Consider the following 19,044-nt stretch of genomic DNA (forward strand, 5'->3'; position numbering starts at 1 on the left):
TGTCACAGGCAGCGCATGCATGGCGACCTGCTGTGGGCTACGCATTCATGGCAACGCTTTCTGTAGGGTGCGCATTCATGCGCACCTGGCACATTAAAGCACCAGTCCCAACCCATACAAAATCGCCGCTGAAATGACCCCGGCGATAATGTCATCGACCATAATGCCCATGCCGCCGTGCACGTTACGGTCGAACCAGCGAATCGGCCACGGCTTCCACATGTCGAAAATACGGAAAATCACAAAGCCGGCCAGCACCCATTGCCAGCTCATCGCCGGTATCGCCATCAGCGTAATCCACATGCCGATGAACTCATCCCACACGATGCTGCCATGGTCGTGCACACCCATATCACGCGCGGTGCGGTGACACAGGTAGACACCCACGCTGATGCCAATCAGCACCAGCAGCGAATACAACTGCAGCGGCAGCAGCGTCATCAGCCACCAGAAGGGAATAGCGGCAATTGAACCGGCGGTGCCGGGCATAATCGGGCTCAGGCCGCTGCCAAAACCGGTCGCCAGCAGGTGCCACGGATTGGCCATGCGCAGACGGCTTTTGGCCACATCTTTATTTAGCGTCAAAGTGATCAAATCCCTTGTGATGGAAACTGCGCGGCTTGCCGTTCTCCAGCAGCGTCAGCCCTTCTGCTTCCGGCGCGATCTGGCCGATGCAGGTATACGCCACGCCAAGATGCCCCAGCGCCACATCCAGCGCACCACGATTGACTTCCGGCACGGTAAAGCACAGCTCATAATCCTCACCCCCGCTCAGCGCCCAGCGCAGCACCTGTTCCGGCTCGAAGTGATCGCGCAACGCAGCCGACAGCGGCAGCGCATCCAGATTGATGCGGGCACCGACGCGGCTGGCGGTGAGAATGTGGCCGAGATCGGAGATCAGGCCATCGGACAGATCGATGGCTGATGTCGCCAGATTGCGCAGCGCCTGGCCCTGCAGCACGCGCGGCATCGGGCGCAGATGGCGCTTGATCAGCACTTCATGCACCGCCGGATCGTTGAGGCGATGATGGTGCTGCAGCAGCGACAGACCAGCAGCGCTGTCGCCCAGCGTGCCGGTGACAAAAATCCAGTCACCCGGTTTGGCCCCGGCGCGCTTCAGCGCACGGCCGGCCGGCACCAGGCCATGAATGCCCAGCGTCAGGCTGAGCGGCCCGCGCGTGGTATCGCCGCCGATCAGCTGCATATCGTAATAATCCAGCAGCTCAAACAGGCTGTCGCTGAACGCCGCCAGCCACGGCTCATCCACTTCGGGCAGGGTTAACGCCAGCGTTAACCATGCCGGATCGGCGCCCATCGCCGCCAGGTCGCTCAGGTTAACCGCCAGCGCTTTGTAGCCGAGATCGGCCGGATGGATATCACGTAAGAAATGCACGCCCGCCACCAGCGTATCGGTGCTGATGGCCAGCGTCTGTTTTTCCGGCACGTTAAGTAACGCGCAGTCGTCACCAATTCCCTTCTCCACATCGCGGCGGGAGCTGGTGACGCGGTTAAAATAACGTGCGATCAGTTCGAATTCACCACAGGACATAAGTCAGGTCTCAATGAAAAAAGGCCGGTGAGCCGGCCTTTTGCACTTATTTTTTGTTCGGTCGAATTTGCGGAGCGGCTTTATCCAGCACGCCGTTAACAAATTTATGGCTGTCTTCAGCACCAAACACTTTAGCCAGTTCGATACCTTCGTTGATCGCCACTTTGTACGGCACATCGTCACGCTTGCTCAGTTCATAGAGCGAAATGCGCAGGATGGCTTTTTCTACCTGGCCCAGCTCTTCCAGCTGGCGCGACAGGTAAGGCTTCATCAGGCCGTCCAGGAACGCGCTGTTGGTCGCCACACCGGCCAGCAGTTCGCGGAAATAGCTAATATCGACGTCTTTGACGTCTTGTTCCGCCAGAAACTGGTATTCCACATCGGCAATGTCGTTGTTAGACAACTGCCAGGAGTAAAGCGCCTGGACAGCGCACTCACGGGCGCGACGACGAGCAGCAGGTTTCACAAAATTCCCCTTACAAAAATCAGGCTTTGATGGCTTTCAATACGTTAATCATTTCAAGTGCGGTCAGGGCCGCTTCGGCGCCTTTGTTACCCGCTTTGGTGCCGGCGCGTTCAATCGCCTGCTCGATGTTTTCGGTGGTCAGGACGCCGAAGGTCACCGGAATTTCGCTGTTCATCGCTACGTGAGCGATGCCGGAGCTGGCTTCACCCGCCACGTATTCGAAGTGTGCGGTACCGCCACGGATCACCGTGCCCAGTGCAACGATCGCGTCGTGCTTGCCGGTTTTCGCCAGGGCGCGTGCCGCCAGCGGCAGCTCGTAAGCGCCCGGTACCCAGACCACGGTGATGTTTTCCGCTTTGACCTGGCCAATACGCTTCAGCGCGTCAACCGCACCGTCCAGCAGGCTGTCATTGATGAAATTGTTAAAACGCGCGATTACGATGGCAATCTTGGCATCAGGCGTGGCAACAGCAGCTTCGATAACTTTCATACATATCCTTTGGGTGTTTGTTTTATGGCCCCGCAGAAGGGGGCGGATTCTATCATACTCTTCGGCAACGCGCTCAGGCTTTTCCGTGCATGCTCAGCGTGGTGTCAGGGTCAGCCGTAAATCGTCGCCAACCTGACGCACGTCGCTAAAATTCAGCGCTGGCGCATCGGCCAGCGTTTCCAGTCCCGGCAGCGCACACAGGCCGCGCGCGGCGTTACCCAGCAGTTTCGGCGCCAGATAAACGATCAGTTCATCCACCAGGCCGGCCTGCAGCAGCGCACCGGCCAGACCGGCACCGGCCTCGACCCACACGCTGTTGATCTGACGCTGACCGAGCAGCATCATCATCGCCACCAGATCGAGCTGCTCACCGCGCGGCGGCACCTCAATCTGACTCACGCCCGGCGGCCAGCTTTGTGCATCAGCCTCCGTGCGCATCAACCAGGTTTCGCCGGGCTGGGCGATCAAACGGTGCTGTGGCGTCACGCGCTGCTGGCTGTCGATCACCACCCGCACCGGCTGACGCAGCTGGCTCTCATCCAGCTGCTGGCGCACGGTCTCGCTCAGTTCATCCCAGCGCACCGTCAGCGACGGATTGTCCGCCAGCACGGTGGCGCTGGTGGTAAGGATAGCTGAACTGCGGGCACGTAAACGTTGCACATCGCGCCTTGCCGCTGCGGAAGTGATCCACTGGCTTTCGCCGCTGGCCATGGCGGTACGGCCATCCAGCGAGGCGCCCAGTTTGAGCTGAATCCACGGAAAACCGGTACGCATGCGTTTGAGAAAACCGCGATTGAGCGCTTCCGCTTCGTTCATCATCAGGCCGTGACTCACGTCGATGCCCGCCTGCTGTAAACGATACAAGCCGCGCCCGGCCACCTGCGGATTAGGATCCTGCATCGCCGCGACCACCCGGCTGACGCCGGCGGCAATCAGCGCATCGCAGCACGGCGGCGTCCGACCGTGATGGCTGCAGGGTTCCAGCGTGACATACGCGGTCGCACCGCGTGCGTGGTCACCCGCCATGCGCAGCGCGTGCACTTCCGCGTGCGGTTCACCGGCGCGCTGATGCCAGCCTTCGCCCACGATCTCGCCGTCGCGCACGATAACGCAGCCGACGTTAGGATTCGGGGTGGTGGTGTATTGTCCGCGCCGCGCCAGTTCCAGCGCGCGCGCCATGTAGTGCGCATCGGTCATGGATTAATCCTGTAAGCGGGCGATCTCTTCGCCAAAGTCACGAATATCTTCAAAACTGCGGTACACCGATGCGAAGCGAATATAAGCGACTTTATCCAGCTTCTTCAGCTCTTCCATCACCAGGTTACCAATCAGCTTGCTGGGAATTTCACGTTCGCCGGTGGCGCGCAGCTGGGTTTTGATGTGATTGACCGCGTTGTCGACGGCATCCGCGCTCACCGGACGCTTCTCCAGCGCCTTCATCATGCCGCTGGCCAGCTTATCTTCGTTAAAGGGTTCGCGCACGTCGTTGCTTTTCACCACGCGCGGCATTACCAGCTCGGCCACTTCAAAGGTGGTAAAACGCTCATGGCACACCAGGCACTGGCGGCGGCGGCGCACTGAGGAGCCTTCACTAACCAGACGTGAATCAATCACTTTGGTGTCCACAGCGGAGCAGAATGGGCAATGCATGACGTTTCCTGTCGCGAGAATTGGGGGCAGATAGTGTAGCGCGTTCCCGGTTGCAACAAAATACAGGGCGCAGAATCGCCACCTGGCTCACAGCGACGCCTGACGGTTACAGCAAACCGTGAAAAGTTACTAAGCTTAGAGAGCCAATCCGGCTTAATGACAGGAGGATGTATGGGTTTATTCAATTTCGTCAAAGAAGCGGGTGAAAAACTGTGGGATGCGGTGTCAGGCGGCGATGACCAGAGCAAAAAGCTGCAGGAGCACATTAATCAACTCGGCCTGCCCGACAGCGATAAAGTGAAAGTCGATGTCCAGGGCGATACCGTGAAGGTCAGCGGTGACGGTATCTCGCAGGAGTTGAAAGAGAAGATTCTGGTGGCGGCGGGTAACGTGGCCGGCATCACCAAAGTGGAAGATAACGTCACCACCAGTGACAGCGCCGCGCAGGCCGAATTCTACACGGTGAAAAAAGGCGATACCCTGAGCGCTATCTCGAAGCAGGTGTACGGCACACCGAACGAATACAACAAGATCTTTGAAGCGAACAAGCCAATGCTGACGCATCCTGATAAGATCTATCCCGGCCAGGTTTTACGTATCCCTAAATAACCGGAAGGACATTGCATGACGTTCAGGATGATTTGGGTGTCGGCAGCGCTTGCTGCGCTGGTGCTCAGTGGTTGCAGCTCCACCCCCGCTTCACCTCAGGTCAAAGCGCTGCATCAGGAAGTGAGCCAGCTCAACCAGCAGATGCGCAAACTGACCAGTCAGGCCAGCGCGCTGGAGATTCAGGGGCAGCTCAACAGCCAGTCGACGCAGGGCGCATGGTTACTCCCGCAGGCGAATACGCCGGTAGAGCTGCAGACGCAGCTGGGTAAACTGCGCCTGTCGCTGTCGCACGTTGAGGGGGAAGCCAGCGGCAGCCGCGCTAACCTGAATATCCGTGCAACCGATGATAAGCCGGTGCCGGCGCTCAGCGCCCGCGTGGTATGGGGCGAAATCGATCCCGCCAGCGGCAAGCCGCTGAACGCCGACAGCCTGAGCCAGACCATTACCGTGCCCGCCAGTCTGATGCCGCGCAGTTCGGTCAGCGTACCGTTGCGACTCAGCGGGCTGGCACCGGGTCAGCTCGGCTACGTGCGCGTGCATGATGTGCAGGCGGTGACGGATGCCAGCACGGTCGTTCCAGGCCAGTAACTCTGGCGTCAGGCATAAAAAAACGGGCTGCACTCAGGCAGCCCGTTTCATTTCTCCGGCACAATTACGGCAGAATCGAAGGCTGATCGGCGCCCTCTTTCTCCACTTTCTGCACCAGCATGTGTTCACGCTTCATGCCCAGCTTCAGCGCCAGCGCGGACGACACGTAGATCGACGAAATGGTACCGATGGTGACACCGATCAGCATGGTCAGCGAGAAGCCTTTCAGCAGTGCGCCACCAAAGATGAACAGGATCAGGATCATCGCCAGCGTGGTGATCGAGGTGATCAACGTACGGCTCAGCGTCTGGGTCAGCGACACGTTAGTGATGTCGTAAGAAGAACCGCGACGGATTTTGCGGAAGTTCTCACGAATACGGTCGGAAACCACGATCTTATCGTTGAGCGAGTAACCAATCACCGACATCAGCGACGCCACAATCGTCAGATCGATCTCAATGTGGAACAGCGACAGAATGCCGCAGGTGATGATCACGTCGTGCGCCAGCGCCAGCACGGTGCCCAGCGCCAGACGCCACTCAAAGCGAAAGCCGATGTAGATCAGAATCGCAATCAGCGCCGACAGCAGCGCCATCGCCCCGGCCTGCGCCAGATCGCTGCCCACGCTCGGGCCCACGAACTCAATTCGCTTCACGGTCGCGTTCTGCTGCGTCGTCTGGTTGATCGAGGCAACCACTTTATTGCCCAGCTCCTGACCTGCATTGCCGGTGGTCGGTGGCATACGCACCATCACATCACGGCTGCTGCCAAAGTTCTGTACCAGCGGCTCCTCAAAGCCTGCCTTCACCAGCCCGTCACGCAGCGCATCCAGATCCGCCGGCTTCTCGAGGTTGATCTCAATCACCGTCCCGCCGGTGAAATCGAGCCCCCAGTTAAAGCCGCGCACACCGATAATGGCGATGGACGCCACAATCAGCAGGCCGGAGATGATAAAGGCCAGCGTGTCCCAGCGCATAAAGTCGACGACTTTACGCCCATGGTTCAGCTGTTCAATACTATATTCCTGTGCCACAACGCACTCCTCAGATAGACAGCTTATTGATGCGTTTGCCGCCGTACACCAGGTTAACGATGGCACGGGTGCCGACGATAGCGGTGAACATGGAAGTCGCGATACCGATAGCCGTGGTAATCGCAAACCCTTTGATCGAGCCGGTACCGACCGCATAAAGAATGATAACTTTAATCAGCGTGGTGACGTTGGCGTCGACGATACTGGAGAAGGCGCCTTTATAGCCTTCATGAATCGCCTGCTGTACCGAGCGTCCGTTACGCAGTTCTTCTTTAATACGTTCGTTAATCAACACGTTAGCATCCACCGCCACCGCCAGCGTCAGCACGATACCGGCAATGCCCGGCATGGTGAGCGTGGCGCCCGGTAACAGTGACATGATGCCGACAATCAACACCAGGTTGCACAGCAGTGCGCTGGTCGCAATCAGACCAAACTTCTTGTAGAACACCACCATAAAGATGATGGAGGCAATCAGACCCCACAGACAGGCTTCGAGACCCTGCGTGATGTTCTGCTGGCCCATGGTAGGACCGATGGTCCTCTCTTCCACAATCTGGATTGGCGCAATCAGCGCACCGGCACGCAGCAGCAGCGACAGCTGACGCGCTTCGTTCGGGTTGCTGATACCGGTAATTCGGAAGCTGTTGCCGAGGCGCGACTGAATGTTCGCCACGTTAATCACTTCTTCCTGCTTCACCAGAATCGCACGACCGTTCGCATCTTTCTTACCGCTGTCCTTGTACTCCACAAACAGGGTCGCCATCGGCTTGCCGATGTTGTCCTTGGTGAAGTTGGACATGATGTTACCGCCGGCGCCATCAAGCGAGATATTCACCTGCGGCTGGTTGTACTCATCCATGCTGGACGTCGAGTCGGTGATGTGGTCACCGGTGAGAATCACGCGCTTGTACAGCACCACCGGCTGACCTTCACGCGTCTTTTTCACTTCCGAGTCACCCGGCACGCGGCCGCTGGCGGCAGCGCTCGGATCCACCGAGGTGTTGACCAGGCGGAACTCCAGCGTTGCGGTAGCACCCAGAATCTCTTTAGCACGCGCGGTATCCTGGATACCCGGCAGCTCAACCACGATGCGGTCAGCGCCCTGACGCTGTACCAGCGGCTCGGCTACACCCAGCTGGTTCACACGGTTACGCAGGATGTTAATGTTCTGCTGCACCGCATATTCGCGCGCTTCACTCAGACGCGCATCGGTCATCACCGCACGCAGCGTGTCGCTGCCAGCGCTGGTGATCACCAGGTCGCGATGGCGCGGCGTCAGATAGCTGATGGCCGCATCACGGCTGGCGCCGTCGCGGAAGCGTATTTCGGTGCCGTAGTTAGCGATTTTGCTAACGTTGGTGTAAGGGATATTTTTTTCGCGCAGATCGCTGCGCAGGCCATCAGCATTCTGCTCCTGCAGCTTGCCGAGGGCAGTATCCATGTCGACTTCCATCAGGAAGTGCACGCCGCCGCGCAGATCGAGGCCGAGTTTCATCGGTTCAGCGGCCAGCATGGTCAGCCAGCGCGGTGTGGCAGGGGCCAGGTTGAGCGCCACGACGAAATCTTCGCCCAGCGCATTGGTGATGGCTTCACGCGCGCGCAGCTGAATATCCGTGTTAGCGAAACGGGCCAGAATGGCACCATTTTCCAGCGCGAGGGATTTGCTCTGGATATTGTCTTGTTTTAATACGGTCTGGATCTGATCCAACGTTTGCTCACTGGCGGCGCCACCGCGCGCACCAGTGATCTGAACGGCCGGATCCTCACCATAAAGGTTAGGAAGCGCATACAGCAGGCCGACGAGAATCACGACGACCAGCATGATGTACTTCCACAAAGGATAACGGTTTAACACGGCAGTTCCCTTCGGGAAGAATAAATTACAGCGCCTTCATTGTACCTTTCGGCAGAACGGCGGCCACGAAATCACGTTTAATCACTACTTCAGTGGTGTCGTTCAGGGCGATAGCGATGTAGCCGGTTTCAGCCACTTTCGTTACGCGGCCCACCAGGCCACCGTTGGTCAGCACTTCATCACCTTTGGAGATGGAATCCATCAGCTTTTTGTGATCTTTGGCGCGCTTCTGCTGTGGACGCAGGATCATGAAGTAGAAAATCAGACCAAAAACCACCAGCATGATCACCAGAGAATACGGACTTCCCTGAGACGGAGCGCCAGCTGCGGCCACGGCGTCAGAAATGAAAAAGCTCATTAAATTTCCCTCATTGATAGAATTATCAGACGTTTAACGGTGGAACCGCTTTGCCCGTCCGTTGGTAGAACTCGCTAACAAAGTGCTCTAATTTACCCTCTTCGATGGCCTGGCGTAAACCCGCCATCAGACGCTGGTAATAGCGCAGATTGTGGATGGTGTTCAGACGTGCGCCCAGTATTTCGTTACAGCGATCAAGATGATGCAAGTAGGCACGCGTGTAATTGCGACAGGTGTAACAATCACACTCCGCATCCAGCGGCGCGGTGTCATCTTTGTATTTCGCATTGCGGATTTTCACCACGCCATCGGTGACGAACAGATGGCCATTGCGCGCGTTACGCGTTGGCATAACACAGTCAAACATATCGATACCGCGGCGAACGCCTTCCACCAGATCTTCCGGTTTGCCGACGCCCATCAAATAACGCGGTTTGTCTTGCGGAATTTGCGGACAGACGTGTTCCAGGATGCGGTGCATGTCCTCTTTCGGTTCACCCACCGCCAGGCCGCCCACAGCGTACCCATCAAAGCCAATCTCTACCAGACCTTTAACCGAGACATCACGTAAATCTTCGTAAACCCCGCCCTGAATAATGCCAAACAGCGCATTTTTGTTACCGAGCGCGTCAAAGCGGTCGCGGCTGCGCTGCGCCCAGCGCAGTGACATCTCCATCGAGCGTTTAGCGTAATCCCAGTCCGCCGGATACGGCGTACATTCGTCGAAGATCATCACAATGTCGGAGCCGAGATCGTACTGAATCTCCATCGATTTTTCCGGGTCGAGGAAAATCGGATCGCCGTTGATCGGGTTGCGGAAATGCACGCCGGCTTCGGTGATCTTACGGATATCGCCGAGGCTGAATACCTGGAAGCCGCCGGAGTCGGTCAGGATCGGTCCCTGCCAGTGCATGAAATCGTGCAGGTCGCCGTGCAGTTTCATGATCTCCTGCCCCGGACGCAGCCACAGGTGGAAGGTGTTACCCAGCAGGATCTGCGCGCCGGTCTCTTTCACTTCTTCCGGCGTCATGCCTTTGACCGTGCCGTAGGTGCCGACCGGCATAAACGCCGGGGTTTCCACGACGCCGCGATCAAAGACCAGACGGCCACGGCGCGCGCGCCCGTCGGTGGTATCTAATTCAAATTTCACATTGACCTCTTTCGATAATCAGAGAAACAGTCTGATTACTCAGCCACCAACGATTTCGTCGGGAGCCTGTGGATTACGGGTGATGTACATCGCATCCCCGTAGCTAAAGAAACGGTACTGCTCCGCCACCGCGCTCTGATAAGCCGCCATGGTGTGTTGATAACCGGCAAACGCCGAGACCAGCATAATCAGCGTCGATTCCGGCAGGTGGAAGTTGGTGATCAGCGCATCAATCACCTGATAGTGATAGCCCGGATAGATAAAGATCTGCGTGTCATCGAAAAACGGCGCGATCAGCCCATCCTGGCAGGCCTGCGCTGCGCTCTCCAGCGAACGCACCGAGGTGGTGCCCACCGCCACCACTTTGTTACCGCGCGCTTTGCACGCCAGCACCGCGTCCACCACGTCCTGCGGCACTTCGGCATATTCAGAGTGCATGATGTGATCGTTGATGTTCTCTACGCGCACCGGCTGGAAGGTGCCAGCGCCGACGTGCAGCGTCACAAACGCCATCTCCACGCCTTTCGCCTTCAGCGCCGCCAGCAGCGGCTCATCGAAGTGCAGACCGGCGGTCGGCGCTGCCACCGCGCCGGGGCGCGCGCTGTACACCGTCTGATATAGCTCGCGGTCAGCTTCCTCATCCGGACGATCGATGTACGGCGGCAGCGGCATATGGCCGACGCTGTTCAGGATATCCAGCACCGCGCGATCGTCCGCAAACTCGATTTCGAACAGCGCATCGTGGCGCGCCACCATGGTAGCTTTGACGCTTTCGTCGTCGCCCAGCAGTAATTCGGCACCCGGCTTCGGCGCTTTGGAGGCTCGCACGTGCGCCAGCACACGTTTGTCATCCAGCATGCGCTCAACCAGCATCTCAATTTTGCCGCCGCTGGCTTTACGGCCATAGACGCGCGCCGGAATCACCCGGGTATTATTGAACACCAGCAGATCGCCCGGATTGAGCTTATCCAGCACATCAGTAAACACGCCATGGTTCAGCGCCCCGCTCGGGCCATCCAGCGACAGCAGGCGGCAACCGCTGCGCTGCGCCTGCGGATAGTGGGCGATCAAAGATTCCGGTAATTCAAAGGCAAAATCGGCTACACGCATGCATCACTTCTTCAGGACTCAAAAAACAGGCGGCATAGTTTAGCGGAAAAGTGGGCAATTCTGAACAACTGGCTGCGCCGGTGTGATTCTGCCTATAATGCGCCATGAACTTTCTTGCTCACCTTCACCTTGCAACCCTGGCCGACAGCTCACTGCTGGGTAATCTGCTGGCCGACTTCGTGCGCGGCAACGTTGAGGCGCAGTGGCCGCAGCCAGTGGTGGCCGGTATTGCCCTGCACCGGCGTATTGATGTGCTGACCGATAACCTGCCGGAAGTGCGCAGCGCGCGTCAGCTGTTCCGCGCCGAAACGCGCCGCGTCGCGCCAATTACCCTCGACGTGATCTGGGACCACTTCCTGGCGCGCCACTGGGATCAGCTGCATCCGGCGCAGTCGCTGTCTGATTTTAGCGCCGCCGCCGAGCGCGATATTGTGCCGCAGCTGCCCGGCACGCCGACCGATTTTATCGAGCTCAACGCGGTAATGTGGCGCGAACGCTGGTTTGAACACTATGCTGACCCGGCGCGGCTGGCGCGCGTACTAAGCGGCATGGCGCATCGCCGGCCACGGCTGGCGGCGCTGCGCGACTCCTATCAGGATTTTGTCGACCACTACACCCAGCTCGAACCGCTGTTTTTCCAGTTCTATCCACGCCTGATGGCCGCCGCGCGCGCCCGGCAGCTGTGAAGCACAATTTGCCGCTGCCCCGCATTGCCTCCCCTTGCCAGCCGCAGCCATCTGCGGCTTAATGAAGCCTTGCTTAACTTTTGTTAAGCCAGTCACACAGCCATGGCGCTTTATCCGGCGTGGTTTGCCACGTCGATTGCCAGTGAATGATAAGAGGGAAAAATGTCATCAGCTACGCTAACCGAATTAGATGCCCGTTATCACTATGCCTGTGAGGTGGCGAAAACCGCCGCCAGCCGCGCGCTGGCGTGGTATCAGCAGCGCCATCAGCTGGTGGTGGAGCACAAGAAGGATTTGCAGGATGTGGTCAGCGAGGCGGATCGCAACGTTGAGCTGCTGGTAAAGCACCTGATTCATGAGCGTTTTCCTGACGATGCGGTGCTGGGTGAAGAGAGCGGCGGTGATGTCAGCGGCGCGCGCTTTATCTGGGTCATCGATCCGATTGACGGCACCAGCAGCTTTCTTAACGGCCTGCACAACTGGTGCGTCTCGCTGGCGATTGTCTGTGACAATCAGCCGGTGATTGGCGTAGTCAGCGATCCTAATCATCAGGAAACCTTCCACGCCTGCCGCGGCAAAGGTGCCTGGGTAAATGACAAGCGCATTCAGGCACACAGCGCGCAGCGGCTCGACCAGGGGCTGCTGGGCCTTAGCAGCTCGAACAGCCAGCCGATTGAACCGCTGACCACCTTTATCAGCCAGCTGCTGGCGCAGGGCGGCATGTTTATCCGCAACGGTTCCGGTGCGCTGATGAGCGCCTGGGCAGCCGCTGGCCGGCTGATTGGCTATTACGAAGCGCATATGAATCCGTGGGATGGCCTGCCCGGCATTGTGCTGATGCGCGAAGCGGGCGGCGTCACCAACGATTATCTCAGCCACCACGGCCTGCAACAGGGTAATCCGGTGCTGCTGGCCAACGCGGTGCTCTATCCGCAGCTCAAAGCGCTGCTGCCGGCACAACCAACGCTATGACACGTCTGCTGCTGAGCGCGCTGCTGGCTTTGCTGGCGCTCACCGCGCAGGCGCAGCCGCGCTACCAGCTGGAAAAAGTGGTAGAGATCAGCCGTCACGGCGTGCGTCCTCCCACCGCAGGTAACCGCACGGAAATAGAAGCCGCCACCCAGCGCGCCTGGTCGCGCTGGCGCAGCGCCGACGGCGAACTCACCGCACACGGTTATGCAGCGGTCGTGAATAAAGGTCGCTGGCAGGGTGAACACTATCGCCAGCTCGGCCTGCTGCGTGCCGGCTGTCCCGATGCCGGGCAAATTTACGTGCGCGCCAGTCCGCTGCAGCGCACCCGTGCCACGGCACAGGCGCTGCTGCAGGGCGCCTTTCCCGGCTGCGATGTGGCAGTTCATCACGTCGCGGGGACGGTCGATCCGCTGTTTCAGAGCGAAAAACTGCCGTTCGGCCAAACTGATGCTGCCACGGAGCGGGCAGCGGTCGCGGCGCGCGCCGGCGATCTCGCCGCACTGCAGCAGCGTTTACAGCCCGCCGTGCAGCAGCTCAGGCAGGCGGTATGCGCGGCAGATTGCCCGTTCTTCGATCGCCCCTGGCAGCTGAAGCAGAGTAAAAGCGGCCATACCTACGTGCAGGGTCTCAGCGTGCTGGCCAGCATGGCCGAAACCTTACGGCTCGGCTGGAGCGAAAATCTGCCGCTCAGCCAGCTGGCGTGGGGCAACATCACCCGGGCGCAGCAGATCAGCGCCCTGCTGCCGTTACTGACCGCCAATTACGATCTGAGTAATGATGTGCCATATATCGCGCAAAAGCGTGCGTCGATTCTGCTCGACGCGGTGGTGCGCAACCTGCAGGACGATGCGGCGACGCCCTCCACCCGCTGGCTGCTGCTGGTGGCACACGACACCAATATCGCCATGCTGCGCACGCTGATCGGCTTCAGCTGGCAACTGCCCGGCTACGCGCGCGGTAATATTCCGCCCGGCAGCAGCCTGGTGTTTGAGCGCTGGCGCGATAACCAGACGCAGACGCTGCTGCTGCGCGTCTATTTTCAGGCGCAAAGTCTGGATGCGCTGCGCCAGCTAACGCCGATCGATCGGCAGCACCCGCTGCTGCGCCAGGAGTGGCATCAGCAAAACTGTCGCCAGACGGCAGTGGGCACGCTGTGTCCTTATCAATCGACGCTTGAGCACTGGCGCACCGCCATTGATCAGCGCGCGGTAATCCCCGTGAACTATCCCTGACGCCAGCCGCCGGGTTAAGCCAGACAGATTACGCCGGCTTATTCCTGCAGCGAAATTACAGCAATAAACTGCAAGCTGGTGGGCACGGTTATCTGAGACTTTTCTTTTTTTTCCCTTAAAAGCGTTAGCGCTGAAAAACTGCGATATGCTGCACGGGTCAATCATCCCTTAGTAATACCTTTCTCTTTTTACATTTTTCGGCGACAGGATGCGCCGAGCTATTTTTACCCGCAGTAATAAAATCGCAAATTAACATTGAATAACTGGGATCCTGTTATGTCTGTACCTGTCTCGCTGCGCTATCGTCCGGATATCGATGGTCTGCGCGCTGTCGCTATTATATTGGTTGTGCTGTTCCACTGCGGCGTCAGCGCCGTGCCGGGCGGCTTTATTGGCGTCGATATATTTTTCGTTATTTCCGGCTTTTTAATTGGCGGCATTATCAGTAAAGAAATTACCGCCGGCACCTTCTCGTTTTATCAGTTTTATTTACGCCGCATCCGGCGTATTTCGCCCGCCCTGTTTTTTATGCTGATGGTATTGCTGCTGCTCGGTTATCTGCTGTTATCACCGCTGGAATTAAGCCAGCTGGCAAAATACAGCATGGCGGTGTTTCTCTCGGTGCCCAATATGCTGTTACTGAAGAGTGGCGACTATTTCAGTGCGGATGCCGATCTCAATCCGCTGCTGATGACCTGGTCGCTGGGCATTGAGGAGCAGTTCTATATCGTGCTGCCGTTTATTCTGCTGCTGGCCGTGCGGCTGCGGCGCACAATGACCGGCGTGGTGCTACTGCTCAGCCTGCTGTCGCTGGCCGGCTGCCTGTGGTTAACGCCCCTCTCCAGCACTCAGGCGTTTTATCTGCTGCCAACCCGCGCCTGGGAACTGGGTGCCGGCGTGCTGCTGGCGCTGTGGCAACCCCGCCCCGTCACCGGCCGGCTGGCCAGCCTCTGTCATCTTGCTGGCTGGCTGCTGATCATTGGTGCCACGCTGTTACTCAGCCATAGCGATCGCTTTCCCGGCTGGCTGGCGCTGCTGCCGGTGCTGGCGGCCTGTCTGATGATCGGTGCACGCAGCCCGCTCAATCAACGGCTGCTGGAGAACGCGCCGATGCGCTTCATCGGTAAAATTTCCTACTCGTGGTATCTGTGGCACTGGCCGCTGCTCAGTCTGGCGCGCATCTGCAGCGATCGGCCGCTCAGCATCTGGCAGGCGCTGAGCATCTGTGCCGTTGCGCTGGTCATCGCCTGGCTCTCCTGGCGCTTCATCGAACAGCCATTCCGTCGGGCGCGCAGCGGTACGCGCTGGCTGATCCCCGGCTATTGCGCCTCGTCGCTGCTGGCAGCCGGTGCCATGGTGCTGCTGTGGCAGAGCGGTGGCCTGAAATCGCGCGTCAATGAAGCGGTGATGCTCGGCGACGAATGGAAAGTCGCCGCCCAGCGCGATCCCTGCCTGCTGGATTACGGCGCCACGCGGCCCGCCCGCGATGCGCAGTGCCAGCCGCAGAGTGACACACCGGCGATAGCGCTGATTGGCGACAGCCATGCCGCCGCGCTGGCGGCCAACGTCGCCGATTACGCCCGGCGGCAGCAGAAACCGCTGTTTCAGCTGACCAAAGCCTCCTGCCCTTTCCTGCTTGACGCCACGCGCGCGATGCCGCAAAAACCGCAGCATGCACAGCAGTGCCTCGATTTTAATCAGCGGGTTCTGCCGATCATCCTGAGCGATAAAATAGACGAAGTGGTGATCAGCGCGTTCTGGGCGGCGGGCCTCAGTGCGCAGCCGGGCAGCGGATTCCGCAGTCTCCGCGATCCGGCGCAGGACAATCTGCAGGCGTTGAAAAGCGGGCTGGATACCGTGGTGGCGCAGCTGCTGGCGGCAGGGAAAAAGATCACTCTGATTGACGATGTGCCGACCATCACGCTCGATCCGCTGCGCTACAGCCATAACCGCAATATGCCGCTGCGCCGCAGCCTGAATAGCTGGCTCAGCGCGCAGGATGGCGCGGCGCTGGCGGCGGAACGCACGCAGCAGATGCAGATGCCAAACGCATCGGTGGCAAATCTGTTAAAGGATTATCAGCAGTATGGCGTACGCGTGTTGTCACTACAGGAGACGTTATGTAATGCGCAGGGGTGTCTGGTCACTCATCAGGGCATGCCGCTCTGGTACGACAACAATCACCTGAATCCGTACGGCGGAGAGATGGCGCTGGGGAAAAACTGGTAATGCACCGCGGGCGAAGTCTCGCTTCGCCCGCGGTAAAGCTTCTTACGCTTTACGTTTCTTCGCCAGCGGCCAGGCCAGCAGCAGCAGAACAATCCACGCAAACCCGACATATAGCGAGATACGCGTATCCGGGAAGTAGCCAATCAGCGCGATGATAAAGGCAAGGAACAGCACCCCCACCCACGCCGTAGCGCTGCCGCCCGGCAGAGCAAACTGCAGCTTACCGGCCTGCTCTTTGCCGATTTTGTGGCGGAACGCGATCTGCGACAGCAGAATCATAATCCACACCCACACGGTGGCAAACGTCGCCAGCGAGGCGATCACCAGGAACACTTTTTCCGGCATCAGATAGTTGAGGTACACCGCCACCAGCATGGCAAGCATCATCACCAGCACCGTAACCCATGGAATGCCGCGATTCGACACCTTCATAAACATCTTCGGCGCATGTCCCTGCTGCGCCATACCGTGCAGCATGCGGCCGACGCCAAACACATCGCTGTTAATCGCCGACAGCGAAGCAGTCAGCACCACAAAGTTCAGAATGGAGGCGGCGGCGGCGATGCCGAGGTGCTGGAAAGTCAGTACGAACGGGCTGCCTGCGGTACCGACCTGGTTCCAGGGATAAATCGACATGATCACAAACAGCGTGCCGACATAGAACACCAGAATGCGCAGCGGTACGGAGTTGATGGCACGCGGGATCGATTTCGCCGGATCTTTAGCTTCGCCGGCGGTGATACCAATGATCTCAATGCCGCCGTAGGCGAACATCACCATCTGCAGGGACAGCAGCATGCCGACGATACCGTGAGCAAAGAAGCCGCCGTTGGTCCACAGGTTATGGATGCCGGTCGGCTGACCGCCGTTGCCGATACCCCAGAAAATCATGCCGAAACCGGCCACGATCATGATGATGATGGTGGCAACTTTGAAGAAGGAGAACCAGAACTCCACTTCGCCAAACACCTTAACGCTCATCAGGTTGATGGCGCCAATGATCAGCACCACCGACAGCACCCAAATCCAGTGCGGCACCTCCGGGAACCACACGCCCATGTAGATACCAAAAGCCGTGACGTCGGCGATCGCCACAATCAGGATTTCAAAGCAGTACGTCCAGCCGGTGATATAGCCCGCCAGCGGTCCGAGGTAATCCTGCGCGTAGCGTGAAAACGAGCTGGCCTGCGGATTGTTAACCGACATCTCGCCCAGCGCGCGCATGATGATATACGCCACGGCGCCGCCGATGATGTAGGCCAGCAGTACGCTGGGGCCTGCCATTTTGATGGCATCTGCCGAGCCGTAAAACAGCCCGGTGCCGATCGCCGATCCCAGCGCCATAAAACGGATGTGGCGCGTGCTCAGTCCGCGTTTGAGCTTATTGGTTTCTTGCATAACAAACAGTACCTGTGGAAATGAAAAAACCACGGGCAAGCCCGTGGTCGGAATTAACAGCGATGTCGCTTACTGGTGAACGGCAACCTGCTCACGCCCTTTCACCCGGTCAACCACCGCAGCAATCACCAGCATCGCCAGCGACGGCGGCAGCCAGGAGAGTCCCTGATCGGCCAGCGGCAGATGCTGGCTAAACAGCGGCAGCGCATCTTTAAAGCTGGTGGTTTTGATGGCGTCGACGATACCAAACAGCAGGCTGATCAGCATGGTTGGCGCAATGATGCGCGTGCTGCGATTCCACCAGCTCAGGGTAAAGCTCAGCACCACCAGTACGATGCACGGCGGATAGATAGCCGTCAGCACCGGAATCGAAATCTGAATCAGGTGGCTGAGACCGAGGTTCGACACCAGCATGGCGAACAGGCCGAGAATAAACACCAGCGCTTTATACGACAACGGCAGGTATTGCGCAAAGAATTCTGCGCAGGCGCAGGTCAGGCCCACCGCCGTAACCATACAGGCGACGAAAATCAGTGCGGCGAGGAAGACGCTGCCCATGCCGCCGAAGGTCTGCTGCACGTAAGCATGCAGAATCGCCGCGCCGTTGGCGTTCTGATCGACAATCGCGCCGCTGCCGGAGCCCAGCTTGAACAGGCTGAGGTACACCAGCGTCAGGCCAACACCGGCGATCACGCCAGCCAGCATGGTATAGCGCGTCAGCAGTTTGCTGTCTTCCACGCCACGCGAACGCGCCGCATTAACGATGACGATACCGAACACCAGCGCGCCGAGCGTATCCATGGTCAGATAGCCGTTCACGAAACCGCTGGAGAAGGCCGCACGCTGGTAGTCGGCGGTGGCCGGCGAAATGCCGCCAGCCGGCCACAGCAGCGCCGCGACGCCCAGAATGGTCAGCGCGACAATTTTCAGCGGCGCGAGGAAGTGCCCGACGGTGTCCAGCAGCTTGCCCGGATAGAGCGAAATGCCGATCACCAGCGCGAAGTACACCAGGCTATAGATAAACAGCGGCAGCGGGCCGTCGCCGGTCAGTGGCGCAATCCCGACTTCAAATGAAACGGTCGCGGTGCGCGGCGTGGCAAACAGCGGGCCGACGGCGAGATAGCATACGGTGGCGAGCAGCAGACCGGCCGCTTTACCAATCGGTGAGCTGAGCGCATCAATACCGCCGCCAACGCGCGCCAGCGCGATCACGGTCATCACCGGTAAACCAACCGCGGTGATCAGGAAGCCGAAGGCGGCAATCCAGACATGTTCACCAGACTGAATACCGACCATAGGCGGGAAAATGATGTTTCCTGCGCCAACGAACAGGGCAAAGGTCATGAAGCCCAGCGCCAGGATATCCCTGGAGGTTAAACGATGTGTCATAAACTTCTGTACTGCCTGTAGCTGATGTTGCGGTGGAAGTTGGGTTTGTGTTGTCCCCTGAATGCGCGAAAACAATGGCTTAACTGGCTTGACCAGTGCGTTATGCGGGCCGAATCGGTACAGCGCAGGTGATTTAAACTGCTTTTCTTCTGTTCACAGAGGGATGAATCGACAACGGCGCAAATTAAAACGTTTATAGCGAAGAAAGGCAATACAGGATCGGAAAACCAGAAGGATATAACAGGAAAGCGTCAGAACGCAGTGGATAAGCAGGAAA

At 58.7% G+C, this 19,044-nt stretch carries 19 protein-coding genes; 6 read left to right on the forward strand and 13 right to left on the reverse strand.

Annotation, left to right across the window (positions count from 1 at the left end):
- Positions 1–93 precede the first annotated feature (93 nt).
- The 6 genes from pgpA to nrdR form a co-directional block, all read right to left on the reverse strand.
- A complete protein-coding gene (pgpA, locus tag AC6I7J_RS14680) occupies positions 94–585 on the reverse strand; it encodes a phosphatidylglycerophosphatase A (RefSeq protein ID WP_021507165.1) in 492 nt (163 codons plus the stop codon).
- Positions 572–1,549 carry a thiamine-phosphate kinase gene (thiL, locus tag AC6I7J_RS14685; RefSeq protein WP_021507164.1) on the reverse strand — a complete coding sequence of 326 codons (978 nt, stop codon included), beginning with the start codon at positions 1,547–1,549 and terminating at the stop codon, positions 572–574. The genes pgpA and thiL overlap by 14 nt, the downstream gene beginning before the upstream one ends.
- Before the next feature lie 46 nt (positions 1,550–1,595).
- On the reverse strand, positions 1,596–2,015 hold the full coding sequence (gene nusB, locus AC6I7J_RS14690) for a transcription antitermination factor NusB (RefSeq protein WP_031279648.1): 420 nt from the start codon (positions 2,013–2,015) through the stop codon (positions 1,596–1,598).
- A 19-nt stretch (positions 2,016–2,034) separates the two neighbouring features.
- Positions 2,035–2,505: a 6,7-dimethyl-8-ribityllumazine synthase gene (ribH, locus tag AC6I7J_RS14695; protein ID WP_058769383.1), complete on the reverse strand. Its 471-nt coding sequence runs from the start codon at positions 2,503–2,505 to the stop codon at positions 2,035–2,037.
- Positions 2,506–2,598: 93 nt separating this feature from the next.
- Positions 2,599–3,702, reverse strand: a complete 1,104-nt coding sequence (gene ribD / locus AC6I7J_RS14700) for a bifunctional diaminohydroxyphosphoribosylaminopyrimidine deaminase/5-amino-6-(5-phosphoribosylamino)uracil reductase RibD (RefSeq protein ID WP_058769382.1) — start codon at positions 3,700–3,702, stop codon at positions 2,599–2,601.
- Positions 3,703–3,705: 3 nt separating this feature from the next.
- On the reverse strand, positions 3,706–4,155 hold the full coding sequence (gene nrdR / locus AC6I7J_RS14705; protein ID WP_031279647.1) for a transcriptional regulator NrdR: 450 nt from the start codon (positions 4,153–4,155) through the stop codon (positions 3,706–3,708).
- Between the two features lie 171 nt (positions 4,156–4,326).
- Between nrdR and lysM the strand changes: the two genes are divergently transcribed.
- Both lysM and AC6I7J_RS14715 read left to right on the forward strand, forming a co-directional pair.
- The gene (gene lysM, locus AC6I7J_RS14710) at positions 4,327–4,764 is read left to right on the forward strand and encodes a peptidoglycan-binding protein LysM (protein WP_058769381.1); all 438 of its coding nucleotides are present in this window, start codon (positions 4,327–4,329) and stop codon (positions 4,762–4,764) included.
- Between the two features lie 15 nt (positions 4,765–4,779).
- Positions 4,780–5,352 (forward strand): SadB/YajI family lipoprotein, encoded by a 573-nt coding sequence (locus tag AC6I7J_RS14715; RefSeq protein WP_498006038.1) that lies wholly within the window; start codon positions 4,780–4,782, stop codon positions 5,350–5,352.
- 64 nt (positions 5,353–5,416) lie between these two features.
- Here AC6I7J_RS14715 and secF read toward each other — a convergent pair whose 3' ends face one another.
- The 5 genes from secF to queA are packed head-to-tail and all read right to left on the reverse strand — an operon-like array spanning position 5,417 to position 10,861.
- Positions 5,417–6,385: a protein translocase subunit SecF gene (gene secF, locus AC6I7J_RS14720; RefSeq protein WP_058769379.1), complete on the reverse strand. Its 969-nt coding sequence runs from the start codon at positions 6,383–6,385 to the stop codon at positions 5,417–5,419.
- A gap of 10 nt (positions 6,386–6,395) precedes the next feature.
- Positions 6,396–8,243, reverse strand: coding sequence for a protein translocase subunit SecD (gene secD / locus AC6I7J_RS14725; RefSeq protein ID WP_071813591.1), 1,848 nt, complete (start codon positions 8,241–8,243; stop codon positions 6,396–6,398).
- Positions 8,244–8,268: 25 nt separating this feature from the next.
- On the reverse strand, positions 8,269–8,601 hold the full coding sequence (gene yajC / locus AC6I7J_RS14730; RefSeq protein WP_021507155.1) for a preprotein translocase subunit YajC: 333 nt from the start codon (positions 8,599–8,601) through the stop codon (positions 8,269–8,271).
- Between the two features lie 25 nt (positions 8,602–8,626).
- Positions 8,627–9,751 (reverse strand): tRNA guanosine(34) transglycosylase Tgt, encoded by a 1,125-nt coding sequence (gene tgt, locus AC6I7J_RS14735; RefSeq protein ID WP_021507154.1) that lies wholly within the window; start codon positions 9,749–9,751, stop codon positions 8,627–8,629.
- Positions 9,752–9,790: 39 nt separating this feature from the next.
- Positions 9,791–10,861 carry a tRNA preQ1(34) S-adenosylmethionine ribosyltransferase-isomerase QueA gene (queA, locus tag AC6I7J_RS14740; RefSeq protein ID WP_058769378.1) on the reverse strand — a complete coding sequence of 357 codons (1,071 nt, stop codon included), beginning with the start codon at positions 10,859–10,861 and terminating at the stop codon, positions 9,791–9,793.
- A gap of 104 nt (positions 10,862–10,965) precedes the next feature.
- Here queA and AC6I7J_RS14745 point away from each other — a divergent pair, with 104 nt between their 5' ends.
- The 4 genes from AC6I7J_RS14745 to AC6I7J_RS14760 all read left to right on the forward strand — a co-directional run bounded on the left by AC6I7J_RS14745 (position 10,966) and on the right by AC6I7J_RS14760 (position 15,980).
- On the forward strand, positions 10,966–11,547 hold the full coding sequence (locus tag AC6I7J_RS14745) for an ACP phosphodiesterase (RefSeq protein ID WP_021507152.1): 582 nt from the start codon (positions 10,966–10,968) through the stop codon (positions 11,545–11,547).
- Between the two features lie 162 nt (positions 11,548–11,709).
- Positions 11,710–12,519 (forward strand): inositol monophosphatase family protein, encoded by an 810-nt coding sequence (locus AC6I7J_RS14750; RefSeq protein WP_058757972.1) that lies wholly within the window; start codon positions 11,710–11,712, stop codon positions 12,517–12,519.
- Positions 12,516–13,751, forward strand: a complete 1,236-nt coding sequence (locus tag AC6I7J_RS14755) for a histidine-type phosphatase (RefSeq protein ID WP_498006041.1) — start codon at positions 12,516–12,518, stop codon at positions 13,749–13,751. The genes AC6I7J_RS14750 and AC6I7J_RS14755 overlap by 4 nt, the downstream gene beginning before the upstream one ends.
- A 276-nt stretch (positions 13,752–14,027) precedes the next feature.
- Positions 14,028–15,980, forward strand: coding sequence for an acyltransferase family protein (locus AC6I7J_RS14760; RefSeq protein ID WP_498006043.1), 1,953 nt, complete (start codon positions 14,028–14,030; stop codon positions 15,978–15,980).
- Positions 15,981–16,022: 42 nt separating this feature from the next.
- Here AC6I7J_RS14760 and proY read toward each other — a convergent pair whose 3' ends face one another.
- Complete coding sequence (proY, locus tag AC6I7J_RS14765) at positions 16,023–17,378, reverse strand: proline-specific permease ProY (protein WP_058775216.1); 1,356 nt, start codon at positions 17,376–17,378, stop codon at positions 16,023–16,025.
- A 69-nt stretch (positions 17,379–17,447) separates the two neighbouring features.
- The gene (gene brnQ / locus AC6I7J_RS14770) at positions 17,448–18,767 is read right to left on the reverse strand and encodes a branched-chain amino acid transporter carrier protein BrnQ (protein ID WP_021507147.1); all 1,320 of its coding nucleotides are present in this window, start codon (positions 18,765–18,767) and stop codon (positions 17,448–17,450) included.
- Between the last annotated feature and the right edge of the window lie 277 nt (positions 18,768–19,044).

It is taken from the genome of Type-C symbiont of Plautia stali (genome assembly GCF_059730935.1).

Coding starts and splice junctions, on each gene's coding strand:
- thiL (WP_021507164.1), bottom strand. CDS start 1,549: ATGTCCTGTGGTGAATTCGAACTGATCGCACGTTATTTTAACCGCGTC.
- ribH (WP_058769383.1), bottom strand. CDS start 2,505: ATGAAAGTTATCGAAGCTGCTGTTGCCACGCCTGATGCCAAGATTGCC.
- ribD (WP_058769382.1), bottom strand. CDS start 3,702: ATGACCGATGCGCACTACATGGCGCGCGCGCTGGAACTGGCGCGGCGC.
- nrdR (WP_031279647.1), bottom strand. CDS start 4,155: ATGCATTGCCCATTCTGCTCCGCTGTGGACACCAAAGTGATTGATTCA.
- lysM (WP_058769381.1), top strand. CDS start 4,327: ATGGGTTTATTCAATTTCGTCAAAGAAGCGGGTGAAAAACTGTGGGAT.
- AC6I7J_RS14715 (WP_498006038.1), top strand. CDS start 4,780: ATGACGTTCAGGATGATTTGGGTGTCGGCAGCGCTTGCTGCGCTGGTG.
- yajC (WP_021507155.1), bottom strand. CDS start 8,601: ATGAGCTTTTTCATTTCTGACGCCGTGGCCGCAGCTGGCGCTCCGTCT.
- queA (WP_058769378.1), bottom strand. CDS start 10,861: ATGCGTGTAGCCGATTTTGCCTTTGAATTACCGGAATCTTTGATCGCC.
- AC6I7J_RS14745 (WP_021507152.1), top strand. CDS start 10,966: ATGAACTTTCTTGCTCACCTTCACCTTGCAACCCTGGCCGACAGCTCA.
- AC6I7J_RS14750 (WP_058757972.1), top strand. CDS start 11,710: ATGTCATCAGCTACGCTAACCGAATTAGATGCCCGTTATCACTATGCC.
- AC6I7J_RS14755 (WP_498006041.1), top strand. CDS start 12,516: ATGACACGTCTGCTGCTGAGCGCGCTGCTGGCTTTGCTGGCGCTCACC.
- AC6I7J_RS14760 (WP_498006043.1), top strand. CDS start 14,028: ATGTCTGTACCTGTCTCGCTGCGCTATCGTCCGGATATCGATGGTCTG.
- proY (WP_058775216.1), bottom strand. CDS start 17,378: ATGCAAGAAACCAATAAGCTCAAACGCGGACTGAGCACGCGCCACATC.
- brnQ (WP_021507147.1), bottom strand. CDS start 18,767: ATGACACATCGTTTAACCTCCAGGGATATCCTGGCGCTGGGCTTCATG.